Origin of the sequence: Algoriella xinjiangensis (genome assembly GCF_900115015.1) — a bacterium.
Taxonomy (GTDB): domain Bacteria; phylum Bacteroidota; class Bacteroidia; order Flavobacteriales; family Weeksellaceae; genus Empedobacter; species Empedobacter xinjiangensis.
In genome coordinates this window covers 16,186-31,442 of sequence record NZ_FOUZ01000002.1, presented here as the reverse complement: position 1 = coordinate 31,442, position 15,257 = coordinate 16,186, and the positions used below count along the sequence as shown (strand labels likewise).

The following is a 15,257-nucleotide window of genomic DNA, read 5'->3' as shown; positions in this document are numbered from 1 at the left end:
ACTATTCTGATTATGCGTTTTTATATTTTTTTACTTCGCTGATGAATTCATCAAATAAATATTCTGTATCAACTGGTCCTCCTGTTGCTTCTGGGTGAAATTGAACCGTAAAAATTGGTTTCGATTCGTGACGAATTCCTTCACAAGTTCCATCATTTAAATTTGAGAAAAATGTTTTGAAACCTGCTGGTAATTTAGAATCATCTACAGCAAAACCATGATTTTGAGAAGTGATGAAACATTTTTTTGTTCCAGCTAATTGCACAGGTTGATTGTGTGAACGGTGACCATATTTTAATTTAAAAGTTGATGCACCTGCAGCTAAACTAACCAATTGATTTCCTAAACAAATTCCGAAAATTGGTTTATCTTCTTGTAAAGATTGTTTTAGATGATTGATTGTTGCCACACACATTTCTGGATCACCAGGTCCGTTTGAAATAAACAATCCATCAAATTCTAACGTAGAATAATCGTAATCCCAAGGAATTCTAATTACTTCTACTCCTCTATTTACAAAACAACGAATGATATTGTTTTTTACACCACAATCTATTAATGCAATTTTAATATCTGCACCTTCGTTGTAACGTTTTACTTCTTTTATCGAAACTTGATCGACTAAATTATCAGTATTTGGATCATAGAATTCAATATCTTCATCCGCTACAATTTTAGCTAATGTAGAACCTTCTTCGCGTAATTTTTTTGTAATTGCACGTGTATCTACCCCGTAAACTCCAGGAATATTGTTTGCTTTTAACCAATCTCCTAATTTCTGAATAGCATTCCAATGCGAGTAATCATCAGAATAATACGATACAACCAATCCAGTTACCTGAATTTTGTTAGATTCTACCCAAGCTTCGATTTCATTAATCATTGCTTTTTCATCTGGTACACCGTAATTTCCTACAATCGGAAATGTCATAACCATAATCTGCCCTTTGTAAGAAGGGTCCGTCAAACTCTCGTTGTAGCCAACCATAGCTGTATTGAAAACTATTTCTCCAGCAGCAGATGTGTAGGCACCAAAAGATTTTCCTTCAATTTCTAATCCGTCTTGGAAGATGATTTTTACGTTCTTATCCATTGATGATGTTGTTTATTTCTGTTTGTAATGCGTCGATAAATTTATCTACGTAAGCTTTTGTAACGGTTAATGGTGGTAATAAACGAATAACGTTTGTCCCAGCATATCCTACAAAAATATTGTGTTTTGTTAATAAGTTATTTTTTAATTCGTTGATAGGAAAATCAAATTCAATTCCGATCATTGATCCGCGTCCGCGAACTTCTTTTATCATCGGAAATCTATTTAATTCGATCCCAACATATTCGCCTATTTCTTTTGCATTATCAATCAAGTTTTCTTTCTCGATAACATCTAAAACTGCGACTGCTGCTGCACAAGCTAAGTGATTTCCTCCGAAAGTTGTTCCTAATAAACCATAAGAAGCTTCAAATTCTGGAGAGATTAAAACTCCACCAATCGGAAAACCATTTCCCATTCCTTTTGCCATTGTAATCAAATCTGCTTTGATGTCAGAATGTTGATGAGCAAAGAATTTCCCAGAGCGTCCGTATCCGCATTGTATTTCGTCTGCAATTAAAACTACACCGTTTTCTGTACAAACTTTTCTTAATTCTTGCACAAATTCATCTGATGGTAAAATGATTCCACCAACACCTTGAATTGGTTCGTAAATTAATGCTGCAACATCTCCGCCCGCAATTACTTCTTTTACTTCATCTATATTAAAATCGACAAAAGAAACTTTATGATGTGCATTGAAAGGTGCTACAATTTTTGGATTATCTGTTAATGCAACCGTACCAGAAGTACGTCCGTGGAATGCACCTTTGAAAGCGATTACACGATCTTTCCCTGTATGAAAAGAAGCTAATTTTACTGCATTTTCATTGGCTTCTGCACCAGAATTTACCAAGAATAATGTATATTCATCGTAACCTGATAAGCGTCCTAATTTTTCTGCCAATTCTTGCTGAATTGGTATGTTTACAGAGTTTGAGTAAAAACCAATGTTATTTACTTGTTCTGTTAATTTTTCTACATAATATGGATGCGAGTGACCAATAGAAATCACCGCATGACCTCCGTAAAGGTCTAAATATTCTTTTCCGTTTTCGTCCCAAAGGATACAATCTTTGGCTTTTACCGGAGTTACATTCATTAATGGATATACGTCGAATAGTTTCATTTTTGTTTGTTTTTGATTTAGAAGGCAACAGTTTTCAAATTCAATCCTAGTTTTTCGTCCCAACCGAACATCAAGTTCATGTTCTCTACTGCTTGTCCAGAAGCACCTTTTGTTAGATTATCTATGATTGATGTGATTAACAAAACATCATCTTGTTTCTGAACATGTACAAAACATTTGTTGGTATTTACAACTTGTTTTAGCGCAATTGGCTCATCAGATACAAAAGTAAAAGGCTCATTTTTATAATATTCTTTAAAAATATTTTTTGCTTCTTCTTCTGTTAAATCAGATTTTAAATAAAGACCTGCTAAAATTCCGCGTGCAAAATCTCCTCGCATTGGTAAGAAATAAACTTTATTGTTAAAATCTTTTTCTAATTGATTGATGGTTTGGTAGATTTCGCCTTCGTGTTGATGCGAAAATTCTTTGTAAAAAGACACGTTATTATTTCTCCAACTAAAATGTGTTGAAGCAGATAAACTTTGTCCCGCGCCAGTAGAACCCGTTACTGCATTGATGTGAATATCATTTTTGATTTCATCTTTTGCTGCAAGTGGTAATAAAGCCAACTGAATAGCGGTTGCAAAACACCCTGGATTTGCAATATTTTTTGCTGATTTTATTTGCTCTCTATTCAATTCTGGTAAACCGTACACAAAATCTCTGTCTTCGAAAATGTGATCTGCATCTAATCTAAAATCATTGCTTAAATCAATAATTTTTGTGTTTGCAGAATAGCTGCTGTTTTTTAAAAACTCGGCAGATTTTCCGTGACCAAGGCATAAAAAAACGACATCAGCATTTTCGTCTATTTTGTCCGAAAATACGATGTCAGTTTCACCAAACAAATCGTCGTGTACTTTGGTAATGGGATTGCCCGCATTGGATGTGCTATAGACAGACGAAATATTAACCATCGGATGATGAATCAATATTCGCAGCAGTTCTCCTGCTGTATAGCCAGCTCCACCAACAATGCTAACATTTATTTTGTGTGGAGTATTAAGCGCTAAGTTTTGAGTCATTTTCTTATTTTTTAATTTTTAAAAAAGTTGTGAGTAAAAAACTCACAACTCAATACTTATTACTTCTGCTCAAAAGAGTTTACTATTTTTAATTGATTTCCGAAGATTTTAATAAATCCTCTTGCATCTCTACTATCCCAAGCATCGTTTTCTTCACCATAAACGGCAACTTTAGATTGCATCATATCATAAGGAGATTCGATCCCAATCATAGAAAAGTGGTAAGGGTTTAATTGCACTTTTACTTTTCCTGTTACGCTTTTTTGAGAAGATTCTAAAAATGCTTCGATATCACGCATCACAGGATCTAAATATTGTGCTTCGTGTAATAAAGTTCCGTACCAGTTTGATAAAGAATCTTTGTGTAATAATTGCCATCTTGTCAAAGTATGTTTCTCTAACAAATGGTGTGCTTTTATTAATAAGTAAGCTGCAGGTGCTTCGAAACCTACGCGTCCTTTTATTCCTAAAATTGTATCTCCTACGTGTATATCACGTCCGATTGCATATTCGCCACCAATTTCATTTAATTTTTGAATTAAAGCAACTGGCTCCATTTTTTCTCCGTCTAATCCGACAGGAATACCTTTTTCAAATTCGATTTCAATTACAGATGGTTCAGTTCTTGATAATTGAGTTGGATAAGCATCTTCTGGTAAAGCTTGGTTAGATGTTAATGTTTCTACACCACCAACAGATGTTCCCCAAATACCTCTATTGATAGAGTATTTTGCTTTTTCCCAACTATAATTTACACCATTTGCTTGTAAATATTCTACTTCTTGTTGACGAGATAATTTTTCGTCTCGAATTGGTGTAATAATTTTTGATTGTGGTGAGATAACTGCAAAAGCAACATCAAAACGAATTTGGTCGTTTCCTGCTCCTGTAGATCCATGTACAATATACTCTGCATCTACATCTTTTGCGTACTGAGCAATAGCAATAGATTGAAACATACGTTCTGCACTTACAGATAATGGATAAGTGTTATTTTTAAGTACATTTCCGTAGATTAAGTAACGTACACAATCATTGTAATATTTATCTGTAATATCAATTGTTACGTGTTTAGAAGATCCTAACTCGTATGCACGTGCTTCGATATCTTTTAATTCTTCTTCAGAAAATCCACCTGTATTTACAATTACAGTGTGTACTTCCATTGCTTGATCTTTTGTTAAGTTAACTAAACAGTACGATGTATCTAAACCTCCACTGTAAGCTAAAACTGCTTTGTTGCTCATTGTTTGTTTATTTGTTTATATTGGGAATAATTCTTCTTAACTCATTAATAACCTCTTCGCGGCTACTCTCTTCTTTCATAATAATTAATACCGTATCGTCTCCAGCAATTGTACCTAAAATGGTTGTGAAATATGTATTATCTATTTCAAATGCTATTCTGTTTGCATAACCTGGTTTTGTTTTGATAACTCCCATATTCTGAGAAAAAACTAAACTCATATTTTCGTTATGTGTTACAGTGGCTGTTGGTACTGTATTCTCTGTAAGGCGATAAATGTATTGTCCCGAACTATTAGGTACTTTTGAAACTTTCAATTCGCGTAAATCTCGTGATAAAGTAGCTTGAGTAATTGTTATATCTAAATCAATTAACTTTTTTAATAATTCGTCTTGACTACTAATCTCTTGATTTATTATTAAATCTTTAATGACCTGGAATCTGTATTTTTTATTACTCATTTTGAATATTTATTCGTAAATTTATGCAAATATACTCATTTTAGGCAAAAAAAAACCTCTGTCCGTATATTTATTCATTTTCTTTTTTTCCGTCGTTTTGTTTGGCTTGTTGTGCAAACTCATCATCAAGATTATCGTACACCAAACCTGTGCAAATACATCTTTCGCGATCGTTATCCATCAAAATATGATAATTTTTACAACTCTTACATCCATTCCAAAACTCATCTGATTGTGTTAACTCAGAAAAAGTAACTGGTTTATATCCCAATTTTGTATTCATACGCATTACAGCCAAACTTGTTGTAATACTAAAAATTTTTGATTTTGGGAATTTAGTTCGAGACAGTTGAAAAACTGCTTTTTTAATTTCTTTTCCTATTCCAGAGCTCCTTAAATCTAAGCGAACTATAAGACCAGAATTTACTACGAATTTTTCTTCTTCGTAAGTTTCTATATAGCTAAAACCTGCTATTTGATCATCATCATCAAAAGCAATCACCGCATTTCCGTTACGCATTTTGCGCTCCAAATAAACAGGATTTCGTTTAGCAATACCCGTTTTTCTCATACGAGCTGATTCTTCGTACCATTCACACAACACTTCTGCGTACTTGGCATCTTCTGCATTTGCTATTCTAACATACATAATTTAGGGGAAAGTCGATTAATAAAGGGGAACCAGTAAAAGATGGAGAATCTCCATCACACTTTAAAAGATTATGAGAAAGGATTATTCTGCTTTCGATTCGAAAGTTACTCTCATAATTGAGAAGAACAATTTCAGTAATTTCTTCCATTAATCAACAAGATATTCAGTTATTATACTGAGATGCAAAGTTAAATACTTTATTTTTGTCAAACCAAAAAAAACAAACAAAATTTACATATTTATTAACATGTTGAAAATTATTAAAATAGGAGGCGGAATTATTGATAACGAACAAGAATTAGAACAATTCTTACAAACGTTTTCAACAATTGATGGACCAAAAGTCTTAATTCACGGTGGTGGAAAAGGCGCATCAAAAATGTTAAATCAATTAGGTATCGAACCTAAAATGGTAGAAGGACGACGCATAACCGATCAACCAACTTTAGATGTTGTGACGGGATTATATGCCGGAAATATCAATAAAACAATCGCTGCCAAATTACAAAAATTAGGGTGTAACGCTTTGGGATTATCGGGTGCAGATGCAAATGCAATCAAAGGAAGTAAACGTCCTATAAAAACAATTGATTATGGTTTTGTAGGCGATTTAACTGATGAAAGCGTTAACCGTGATTTTTTTCAATTGTTAATCGATAACAACATTACACCTGTTGTTTGCGCGATAACACATGACGGAAATGGACAATTATTAAACACCAATGCCGATACAATAGCGTCTACAATTGCTGTGGCGATGTCGCAAAATAATGAAGTCGAATTAAATTTCTGTTTTGATAAAATTGGTGTACTTCGCGATGTAAATGATGACGCAACATTAATTCCAAAAATTAACGAAACTTTATATTTGCAATTGAAAGAAGAAGGTGTAATTTTCGAGGGAATGATTCCTAAGTTAGATAATTCATTCAAAGTAATCAATGCAGGTGTCAAAAATGTTTGTTTGGTGCATGCACGTAACATTAACTCAGATATCAAAACAATTTTATGTTAGAATTAGCTGTTCTTAAAAAGAAAGCGGTCGATTTATTATGTCAATTAATCGAAACACAATCTTTTTCGAGAGAAGAAGATAAAACGGCCGATATCATTTTTAATTTCTTAACAGAACATGGCGCAACAGCGCATCGTCAAAACAATAATGTATGGAGTATTCATCCAAATTTTGACGAAAACAAAAAAACAATTCTGTTAAACTCTCATCACGATACCGTGAAATTTGGTTCTTCTTGGACGTATGATCCTCTAAAAGCAACCATCGAAGGTGATAAATTAATTGGATTAGGAAGTAATGATGCTGGTGCTTCTGCTGTAAGTTTATTGGCAACATATATCAATTTTCTGAAAGAAGATTTACCTTTTAATCTTATTGTAGCCATTACTGCCGAAGAAGAAAGCTCGGGCGAATTAAATGTTGGTAGTATTTTACCTGTTTTACCTAAAATAGATTTAGGAATTGTAGGTGAGCCAACGCAAATGGATATGGCAATTGCAGAACGTGGTTTGGTTGTAATGGACGTTTCCATAAAAGGGAAAACGGGACATGCAGCGCGTAACGAAGGTGTAAATGCAATATACGAAGCCATTGATGCGATGAATTGGTTTAGAACGTACAATTTTGAACGCGTTTCGGATATGTTAGGTCCAGTAAAAATGACAGTTACACAAATTGAAGCTGGTAACCAACACAATGTTGTACCTGACGAATGTAATTTAGTGGTAGATTGTCGCGTAAACGAATTATATGCAAACCAAGAAGTGGTTGATATAATTGCTAGTTGTTTACCGAAAGCGATTGTAAAAGCACGATCATTGCGTTTAAATTCATCACGTATTTCAGAAAATCATCCGATTGTACAAAAAGGAATCGAATTGGGTTGTATGACGTATGGTTCGCCAACAATGTCTGACCAAGCAATGATGAATTTTGAAACAGTAAAAATGGGTCCTGGAGATTCTGCTAGATCACATACGCCAGATGAATATATTTATTTATCAGAAATAGAACACGGAATAGAACGTTATGTAAATCTTTTGAAAGGCTTTACATTCTAAACTAAATAATAAAAGGAGCTAAATGCTCCTTTTTTATTACTGTATAAAACAAAAAAAGAGGCTAAATAATTTTAGCCTCTTTTTATATAAAGAATAATTAATATTACTCAATTTGCATTTTAACTGGGATACTAAAATTCAAACGAGCTGGACGACCGTCATCAGACTTCGCTGGAATAATAGTTTTTCCTCTTTTTTGTTGTCTTTGCGTAATACGCTCTAAAGCCTTTTTAGCTTCAGGACCTAATTTCGCATCTCCTTGTGGAGAAATACTAATGATACGACCTTCTGTATCAATTTGGAAACTTAATTTTGATACAATAACTCCTGAAGAACCTTGTCCAGCAGCGTCATTCGCAAAATCTTGTAACTCATCACTAATATCAGCACCTAACTTTTTAGATAAACAGTCTGTAGCAGCTTGTTTACCTTTAGCAGCATCTTTTTCACAACCTGGGTATACAGCCATAATAGCGGCAGTACGTGCAGTTACCGTTTCTGGTGCAGCAGGCTTATCACCTTTGTCATCATTTTTCGGTGCTTGTGTTGTGTTTTTTGGTGCTTCTTTATTCAAGTTAACTGGTCCACCACCATCTTGACCTTTAGATTCAGTACCTTCACGTTTTTCAAAAGATAAATCTTTCCCTTTCAACTCCTCTTTCGGAGGAATAGTTTCCTCTTTCTTAGGTTGTTCTTTAGGTTCTGGCATAATGAATTTCTCTTGTGCCGTTTCCTCTTGGTAATGATTTTCTTGTTGTTCCGGTTCTGGTTCTGGTTCTACTACCTCTTCCTCTTTTGGAGGTTCTGGTAAACTTAAATCTTCTAGTTTTACATCAACTACAACATTTTCTGTTGTTTTATTTTCAAATAATCCTGTTCCAGATGCATATATAGCAAATGCTAAAATCGCAATTACAATAAAACCACGGATAAATGCTTTCATAAGAGTGCTCTTTTCAGTCATTCTCATGTCATAAGCACCGTATGCTTTATTTCTACCTTCAAATACTATCTCGTCTAAGGATTTTAGTTGTTTGTTATTATCTGACATTTTAAATTCTTTTTAATTTAACAAATAAACTAAATTATTTACCTACTTTTTCGTCATACACCTTTTGTTCTTCGGGTGTGACTTTAACGATACCATATCGAGTAGACTTCGTAATTTCCATCTCATCTAACACATTTACTAAATTATCATAACTTGCGTCATCCATTGGTTTGATAATCACAGTAAATTTTTCTTTATCTATAGCTCCAGCAGCTGCTTTCGTAATTATCTTACGAATACCTTCTGCAGAGTAGTCAGTCTCATTTAAATTCTCAGTATTTAATTTACCCGCCTCTTCTTGATACCAAAATAACTTATTGTCTTTTGCGATTAAAACTGTAATCGAATTTTGTATCTTAACTTCTGTTGGAGGAGCAACATCAGTTGGAATTTTTGGGGGCATATTCAAGTTCATTACGTTTGGTTTGATCGACGTCGCCGCAAACATAAAGAATGTAATTAATAAGAAACCTAAATCTACTAACGGAGCCATATCGACCGCAGTCGAATTCTTTTTGGAACGGACTTTTTTTCCGCCTCCACCATCTTGAGTTTGTATTTGCGCCATTTGGTTAAATTTCTTTTAATTATTCTTGAGATGTAATTAACTGGAACTTATTCATGTTCTTTTCTTGCAATTGTTGGATCAAAGTTTTGAATTCTTTGTATTCAGACTTTTGATCACCTTTAATTGCTAAGAAAATATCTGGGTTCACTTCTTTCGCTTCAAATACCCAATCAATTAATTCTTGATTTTTAGTAGGTATTGTATCTAATGGAATACCTGGATGATATGATTGTTGTTTATCAGAATTTTGATTCAAATAATTTCTCATTTCATTCATTGGTACGCCAAATTCAACTATGCTTTTGAATGCATTCTTTTCAGCATCTGTAAAATTTACACCGTATTTCTCACCCATTCTTTCTAAAGTTGGAATACGATCCTTCTCTTCTAAACCGAATAAGAATTTTCCTTTTCCATCAATCTTAATGATCATCATGTTTTCTGACGCCATTTTTTCGTTAGAAACAGATGTTGGTGTTACTACTGGAACTACCTCAGGTTCTCTGAAGTTAGATGTTAAAATAAAGAAAGTTAACAAAAGCCAAGCCATGTCAGACATAGCTGTTAAGTCCATCGAAGGACCTCTTCTTTTTGGTTTTACTCTTGCCATTTTCTCTGTATTATATTAATATTCTAAATTTATTATTGTTTGGATAATTTCCTTATACTTTTATTCTAAGGATTTTATACAAAGGAATATTAATTATGAGCAGAGAAAGATTGTTGAATACTCATTCCTACTTCGTCAATTTTGAAAGTTAAATCATCAATTTTAGAAGTTAAAAAAGCATACATAATGATAGCGAATGCAGAAGCACCAATACCCATACCTGTATTAATTAAGGCTTCCGCGATACCTACTGATAATTGTGCAGCATCTGGAGATCCTCCTCCTTCTCCTAATGCGAAAAAGGCTTTAATCATCCCGATTACAGTTCCCATTAAGGCAATTAACGTACCTACTGAGGCAATCGTAGAGATGATTGTCATATTTTTCTCTAATGTAGGCATTTCTAAAGTCGTTGCTTCTTCTAAAGTTTTACCTAATTGAGCTAATTTTTGTTCTTTGTTTAAAGTTGTATCGTTTTCTAACGCTTTAAAAGTTGTTAAACCTTCTTTTACTACGTTACCGATAGCTCCTTTTTGTTTGTCACATAATTCGATTGCTTTGTTAATTTCGTTTTTGTTTAATAAAGCACGAATGTCGTTTACAAATTTTTCTGCAGATCCTGTTCCTTTCGCTTTGTTTAAAGCAATAACACGGTCAATTGAGAAAACTAAAACCATAAAGAAGAAAGACATTAAGAATGGGATAATTACCCCTCCTTTATAAATAATACCTAAGAAGTTTAAAGGATTTCCTCTCTCTTTATCACCTCCTTCAAAATTGGATGCCATTCCAAATACACCATAAAAAATAGCTATTGCTACTAAAATTAAAATGATCATAGTAATCACCGGGTTAAGTCCTCCCATTTTAGTTTTAGCTGGTACTGTTACATTCTTTTCCATTTACTAATTCTTTTAAATATTATGATTTTTATTAATGTGGGTGTAAATTAAGTGAAAATTTTTTAATTCTTCTAAATTTTTTACGTTGTTATGACGTTAAATTTATAATTTGCTTAAAATCAATATTAATTTTTATCGATATGATAATTTAAAATTAATCCGAGCAATAAACTTAAAATTAAACTTCTTTTAGATTTATCCAAATTAGCCTTCTCACAAAAGTTAACCTATTGCAAATTTATTCAATATTTATACATATCATAATTTTTTATTAAATTTTAAATTATTATTTTGACTTTTGCACATCTATTTAATCTAAACGTATATGAAAGTTTGTATCGCCGAAAAGCCAAGTGTAGCCAAAGATATCGCCAAAGTAATTGGTGCTAATCAGCGCAATGATGGTTATTATGAAGGAAATGGATATCAAGTAACTTGGACTTTTGGGCATTTATGTACACTAAAAGAGCCACAAGATTATACACCCGAATGGAAAAGTTGGGATTTAAATTATCTTCCAATGATCCCAAAAAACTTCGGAATAAAAGTAATTCACGACAAAGGCGTTGCGAAACAATTTAAAATTATTCAAAAACTTGTAACCGATAATCAAGTGGAAGAAATTATTAATTGTGGTGATGCGGGACAAGAAGGAGAATTGATACAACGCTGGGTTTTACTTAAAGCAAAAGCCAAAGCACCGATGAAACGTTTATGGATTTCATCTTTAACAGAAGAAGCTATAAAAGAAGGTTTTAATAACTTAAAAGATGGCGAAAAATACTTCAATTTATTTTCGGCAGGGCAAGCGCGCGCAATTGGCGATTGGCTTTTGGGTATGAATGCAACACGATTATTTACCAAAAAATTTGCTCCACCAAAAACAGTATTGTCTATTGGACGCGTACAAACACCTACTTTGGCGATGATTGTACAACGTCAAAAAGAAATTAATGCTTTTGTGGTTGATGAATACTGGGAATTGAAAACTATTTTTAAAGAAGTAGAATTTAACGCCACAATTCCACGTCTTAAATCAGAAGAAAAAGCAAAACAAGGTTTAGATTTTATAAAAGATCGTGAATTTGAGATTATCGATTTTGAAATAAAAGAAGGACGCGAAAAAAATCCACGCTTATTCGATTTAACTTCTTTACAAGTAGAAGCCAATAAAAAGTATGCTTTTTCGGCAGAAAATACGCTAAAATATATTCAAAGTTTATACGAGAAAAAATTTGTAACCTATCCTCGTGTCGATACAACTTATCTTTCCGAAGATATTTACCCAAAAGTAACGGGTATTTTAACAAAGCTTTCGGCGTATCAAAATTTGGTTGCTCCGTTAATGGCACAACCTATTCCGATGTCGAAAACTGTTTTTGACAACACAAAAGTAACCGATCACCATGCAATTATTCCGACAGAAATCTTTCCACAGGGTTTATCAAATGAAGAAAAACGTATTTATGATTTGGTTGCGCGCCGTTTTATCGCTGTGTTTTATCCAGAATGTAAAGTAGCCAACACAACTGTTGAAGGTAAAGTTGAAAATTTAGGAAAAGATGGAAATTTATCTGCCATTAATTTTAAAGCAACGGGAAAACAAATTTTAGAATTAGGTTGGCGAGAAGTTTATGTAAAAGATAAAAAAGAGGACGACAAAGACGAAGAAAAAATAATGCCGATTTTCGAGATTGGCGAAAAAGGACCGCACGAACCTTTTATTCACAAAGGAAAAACAACTCCTCCAAAAAATTATACCGAAGCAACTTTGTTACGCGGAATGGAAACTGCTGGTCGACAAGTTGATGATGATGAAATGCGCGAATTGATGAAAGAAAACGGAATTGGTCGTCCGTCTACGCGCGCAAATATTATCGAAACATTGTTCCGTAGAAAATACATCGAAAAGAAAAAACGTAATATTATTGCGACTCAAACTGGTATGGATTTGATTGATACAATTCAAGATGAATTGCTAAAATCACCTGAATTAACAGGTGTTTGGGAACGTAAACTTCGTTTGATTGAAAAAGGCGAATATGAGTTGGAGCAATTTAAACAAGAGTTAATTGAAATGGTAACGAAGTTAACACACGAGGTTAAAAATAGTTATTTCAGACCAATTGCTTCGCATCAAGTTTCGGTACAAACACAAGAAAAACCGAAAAAAGAACGCAAACCAAAAGAAGAAATAAATATAGAGGACGCAACTTGTCCGAAATGTAAAAATCATCAACTTATAAAAGGACGAACTGCTTATGGTTGCTCTAATTATAAGGAATGTAATTTTAAAGTTCCGTTTGAGTTTATGGGAAAAAAATTAACGGATAAACAAGTTTTGGATTTAGTTACAAAGCAAAAAACTGGAAAAATGACTGGTTTAATTAGTCCTGAAACTGGAGAAAAAATTGCAGGAAAAGTAATTCTTGGAATGGATTTTAATTTAGAGTTTGAAGCTTAATTTTAATCAATTATAATGCGATGTTGAAACAAGTTCAACATGACTTGCGTTTTGTCAAGCTGAATTGATTTCAGCTTATCATTAATTATATTTAAGTAAAATTTCTTTTAATATTTCAGAAATTCTATCTTTTAGTTTTTTAGGTTCTATAACAGTAACCGAACGGCTCATCGATAGAATTTCGCTGATAAAATCTTCGGTCAAAAATAATTCTAATCCAATCAAAACCTCATCATTGTTTGTTCCTAAAACTTCTTGCGATTCGTGCAATGGCAAAGATTCTAAATAAGCTGCTTGTTTTTTGGTTACGCTTAAAACTATTTTTTCTGGTTTTTCGGTAGATGGTACAATAATTCCGAACGAATATTTGTATTTATCATCGTAATTAAACACAATATTTTCATCAATTTTATCTTTTAAAATCGAAACTTTATTCATTCGTTCTAAACCAAAATTCTTCACAATTCCTCTATCATCCGCAATTAAATACCAACGATTATTAAATTCTCTAATTGCAACTGGCGATACTTTTCGGATTGTTTCATCCACTTCGCCAAATTTCTGATAATGAAATTCTATCTTCTTTTTTTGCTGAATTGCTTGTACAATATCTGGTAAAAACTCGGCACGTTTTGGCTTTCGTTTTTCTAAATAAACAATAGACTCTAATGAATTGGTTAATTTTAGTGCAGAAAAACTATTTATTTCTTCTAAAGTCTTCAGAAATAAATCAGAACTATAATCGTCCTGAATAATATAATAACCGCGTTGACTTCGGCTATACATAATGTCAATTCCTAAAATATTACGAATTTCTCGAATATCACGTTGTAAAGTTCTTTTCGAAAAATTAAATTCTAATGTATCATCTTGAATTTGTAACATTTCAAATTCTCTTTCCAAAAAATTTTCTAATTCTTCGTAAGAACAATATTTTTTTTGAGAAAGTTTACGAACAATATTAAAATAACGCGCAATATATCCTTGTTTTGACATTGTAGTGTAAGTGTTTGAGCAAACTTAGGCGTTCTGGATTTAAAAACAAAAAAAAGTAACATTTCCTTACAAAATGTTACTTTTCTTCATTAATTAAAATCATATATTCGAAAAAACGATTTTTCTATTTCGATTTTTTCACTTTTTGTTGTGCGTCTTTCGTTGCTTGTTTTGCATCTTTCACCGCTTCTTGTGCCGCTACTGTTGCAGAATCTGCCGCCGCTGTTGCTGTATCTACAGCTGCATCTATTGTTGCAATTGTTTCTACAGTTGTTGGTGTTTCAAAATTTACAGACTCAATAAAATTAGAAATTTTATTTACGATTTCTTGATTAGATGTTGGTTCGTTTTTCGCTTTTACACTTAAGAAAATTGCTGGTGCAGCATTATCTTGAATGTATTTAGAATCTGTTTGATAAACTCCTTCGTTTTTAACTGAAGTTGAATTTAAATTATCTGCAAATTCTCGTGCAATTTTAAATGTTTCTTCGAAAGCTACATTTTGTTTAGAAACTACTGCCGCAATTTTATTTGTATTGTCATCCGAATTCTCAAAACTAACTGTCATAATAAGCTCTGGTTTCAAACTATCAATGATTGCTTGTTTTTCCTCATCCTTCATTCCATCAGTAATCTCTTTCCAAAGCAACACTTTTACATTGTCTTTATTAAGTGTTTCTAACTTCGATTTAAAATCTTGTGTAATGTTAGTTGCATCCTTAGACGTTACATTATCTACAATATCTAGAATTACCACTTTTGGCGCTTCATCTACAATAGAAATTGTTGTTGCTACTGGAGCTTCATTTTTAGTTGTAAAAGAGAAAGATACTAACCCTATTGCTACAACTCCTAATACCTGCGTCAATTTTTTCATAATCACTGTGTTTTGTTTTTTAAAAAATGGTACTTTATATATAGTTAGTACATTTTAAACTTTGCAGACACCGTTCCGAAAAATCTTAATAAATCCTAACAATT

The 15,257-nt window shown here is 32.9% G+C and carries 15 protein-coding genes; 3 read left to right on the top strand and 12 right to left on the bottom strand.

What is annotated here, in order from left to right; genetic code table 11:
- Positions 1–10: 10 nt before the first annotated feature.
- The 6 genes from carA to BM072_RS01675 form a co-directional block, all read right to left on the bottom strand.
- The gene (carA, locus tag BM072_RS01700) at positions 11–1,093 is read right to left on the bottom strand and encodes a glutamine-hydrolyzing carbamoyl-phosphate synthase small subunit (RefSeq protein WP_092905951.1); all 1,083 of its coding nucleotides are present in this window, start codon (positions 1,091–1,093) and stop codon (positions 11–13) included.
- Positions 1,086–2,222 carry an aspartate aminotransferase family protein gene (locus BM072_RS01695; RefSeq protein ID WP_092905949.1) on the bottom strand — a complete coding sequence of 379 codons (1,137 nt, stop codon included), beginning with the start codon at positions 2,220–2,222 and terminating at the stop codon, positions 1,086–1,088. The genes carA and BM072_RS01695 overlap by 8 nt, the downstream gene beginning before the upstream one ends.
- 17 nt (positions 2,223–2,239) lie before the next feature.
- Positions 2,240–3,250, bottom strand: coding sequence for an N-acetyl-gamma-glutamyl-phosphate reductase (argC, locus tag BM072_RS01690; RefSeq protein ID WP_092905947.1), 1,011 nt, complete (start codon positions 3,248–3,250; stop codon positions 2,240–2,242).
- A gap of 59 nt (positions 3,251–3,309) precedes the next feature.
- Entirely contained in the window at positions 3,310–4,497 is a 1,188-nt protein-coding gene (argG, locus tag BM072_RS01685; RefSeq protein ID WP_092905945.1) for an argininosuccinate synthase, read from the bottom strand.
- 7 nt (positions 4,498–4,504) lie between these two features.
- Positions 4,505–4,957, bottom strand: a complete 453-nt coding sequence (locus BM072_RS01680; protein WP_092905943.1) for an arginine repressor — start codon at positions 4,955–4,957, stop codon at positions 4,505–4,507.
- Between the two features lie 70 nt (positions 4,958–5,027).
- The gene (locus BM072_RS01675; RefSeq protein WP_092905941.1) at positions 5,028–5,606 is read right to left on the bottom strand and encodes a GNAT family N-acetyltransferase; all 579 of its coding nucleotides are present in this window, start codon (positions 5,604–5,606) and stop codon (positions 5,028–5,030) included.
- A gap of 250 nt (positions 5,607–5,856) precedes the next feature.
- On the opposite strand from BM072_RS01675, the gene argB reads away from it, so the two are divergent.
- A complete protein-coding gene (gene argB / locus BM072_RS01670; protein WP_092905939.1) occupies positions 5,857–6,624 on the top strand; it encodes an acetylglutamate kinase in 768 nt (255 codons plus the stop codon).
- Positions 6,618–7,685, top strand: a complete 1,068-nt coding sequence (locus BM072_RS01665) for a M20 family metallo-hydrolase (protein WP_092905937.1) — start codon at positions 6,618–6,620, stop codon at positions 7,683–7,685. The genes argB and BM072_RS01665 overlap by 7 nt, the downstream gene beginning before the upstream one ends.
- A gap of 103 nt (positions 7,686–7,788) precedes the next feature.
- Here BM072_RS01665 and BM072_RS01660 read toward each other — a convergent pair whose 3' ends face one another.
- From BM072_RS01660 to BM072_RS01645, 4 genes are all read right to left on the bottom strand, one after another.
- On the bottom strand, positions 7,789–8,736 hold the full coding sequence (locus BM072_RS01660; protein WP_092905935.1) for a hypothetical protein: 948 nt from the start codon (positions 8,734–8,736) through the stop codon (positions 7,789–7,791).
- A gap of 34 nt (positions 8,737–8,770) precedes the next feature.
- A complete protein-coding gene (locus BM072_RS01655; protein WP_092905933.1) occupies positions 8,771–9,304 on the bottom strand; it encodes an ExbD/TolR family protein in 534 nt (177 codons plus the stop codon).
- A gap of 19 nt (positions 9,305–9,323) precedes the next feature.
- On the bottom strand, positions 9,324–9,914 hold the full coding sequence (locus BM072_RS01650; RefSeq protein ID WP_092905930.1) for a biopolymer transporter ExbD: 591 nt from the start codon (positions 9,912–9,914) through the stop codon (positions 9,324–9,326).
- Between the two features lie 89 nt (positions 9,915–10,003).
- Complete coding sequence (locus BM072_RS01645) at positions 10,004–10,816, bottom strand: MotA/TolQ/ExbB proton channel family protein (RefSeq protein ID WP_092905928.1); 813 nt, start codon at positions 10,814–10,816, stop codon at positions 10,004–10,006.
- A 325-nt stretch (positions 10,817–11,141) separates the two neighbouring features.
- On the opposite strand from BM072_RS01645, the gene BM072_RS01640 reads away from it, so the two are divergent.
- Positions 11,142–13,280: a type IA DNA topoisomerase gene (locus BM072_RS01640; protein ID WP_092905926.1), complete on the top strand. Its 2,139-nt coding sequence runs from the start codon at positions 11,142–11,144 to the stop codon at positions 13,278–13,280.
- A gap of 81 nt (positions 13,281–13,361) precedes the next feature.
- Here the strand turns inward: BM072_RS01640 and BM072_RS01635 are convergent, their stop codons facing one another.
- Both BM072_RS01635 and BM072_RS01630 read right to left on the bottom strand, forming a co-directional pair.
- Positions 13,362–14,276, bottom strand: coding sequence for a helix-turn-helix transcriptional regulator (locus BM072_RS01635; RefSeq protein ID WP_092905924.1), 915 nt, complete (start codon positions 14,274–14,276; stop codon positions 13,362–13,364).
- A gap of 124 nt (positions 14,277–14,400) precedes the next feature.
- Positions 14,401–15,153, bottom strand: coding sequence for a hypothetical protein (locus BM072_RS01630; RefSeq protein ID WP_092905922.1), 753 nt, complete (start codon positions 15,151–15,153; stop codon positions 14,401–14,403).
- Between the last annotated feature and the right edge of the window lie 104 nt (positions 15,154–15,257).

Coding starts and splice junctions, on each gene's coding strand:
- BM072_RS01660 (WP_092905935.1), bottom strand. CDS start 8,736: ATGTCAGATAATAACAAACAACTAAAATCCTTAGACGAGATAGTATTT.
- BM072_RS01695 (WP_092905949.1), bottom strand. CDS start 2,222: ATGAAACTATTCGACGTATATCCATTAATGAATGTAACTCCGGTAAAA.
- BM072_RS01645 (WP_092905928.1), bottom strand. CDS start 10,816: ATGGAAAAGAATGTAACAGTACCAGCTAAAACTAAAATGGGAGGACTT.
- BM072_RS01630 (WP_092905922.1), bottom strand. CDS start 15,153: ATGAAAAAATTGACGCAGGTATTAGGAGTTGTAGCAATAGGGTTAGTA.
- BM072_RS01675 (WP_092905941.1), bottom strand. CDS start 5,606: ATGTATGTTAGAATAGCAAATGCAGAAGATGCCAAGTACGCAGAAGTG.
- BM072_RS01655 (WP_092905933.1), bottom strand. CDS start 9,304: ATGGCGCAAATACAAACTCAAGATGGTGGAGGCGGAAAAAAAGTCCGT.
- argG (WP_092905945.1), bottom strand. CDS start 4,497: ATGAGCAACAAAGCAGTTTTAGCTTACAGTGGAGGTTTAGATACATCG.
- argB (WP_092905939.1), top strand. CDS start 5,857: ATGTTGAAAATTATTAAAATAGGAGGCGGAATTATTGATAACGAACAA.
- BM072_RS01665 (WP_092905937.1), top strand. CDS start 6,618: ATGTTAGAATTAGCTGTTCTTAAAAAGAAAGCGGTCGATTTATTATGT.
- BM072_RS01680 (WP_092905943.1), bottom strand. CDS start 4,957: ATGAGTAATAAAAAATACAGATTCCAGGTCATTAAAGATTTAATAATA.
- BM072_RS01640 (WP_092905926.1), top strand. CDS start 11,142: ATGAAAGTTTGTATCGCCGAAAAGCCAAGTGTAGCCAAAGATATCGCC.
- BM072_RS01635 (WP_092905924.1), bottom strand. CDS start 14,276: ATGTCAAAACAAGGATATATTGCGCGTTATTTTAATATTGTTCGTAAA.
- carA (WP_092905951.1), bottom strand. CDS start 1,093: ATGGATAAGAACGTAAAAATCATCTTCCAAGACGGATTAGAAATTGAA.
- BM072_RS01650 (WP_092905930.1), bottom strand. CDS start 9,914: ATGGCAAGAGTAAAACCAAAAAGAAGAGGTCCTTCGATGGACTTAACA.
- argC (WP_092905947.1), bottom strand. CDS start 3,250: ATGACTCAAAACTTAGCGCTTAATACTCCACACAAAATAAATGTTAGC.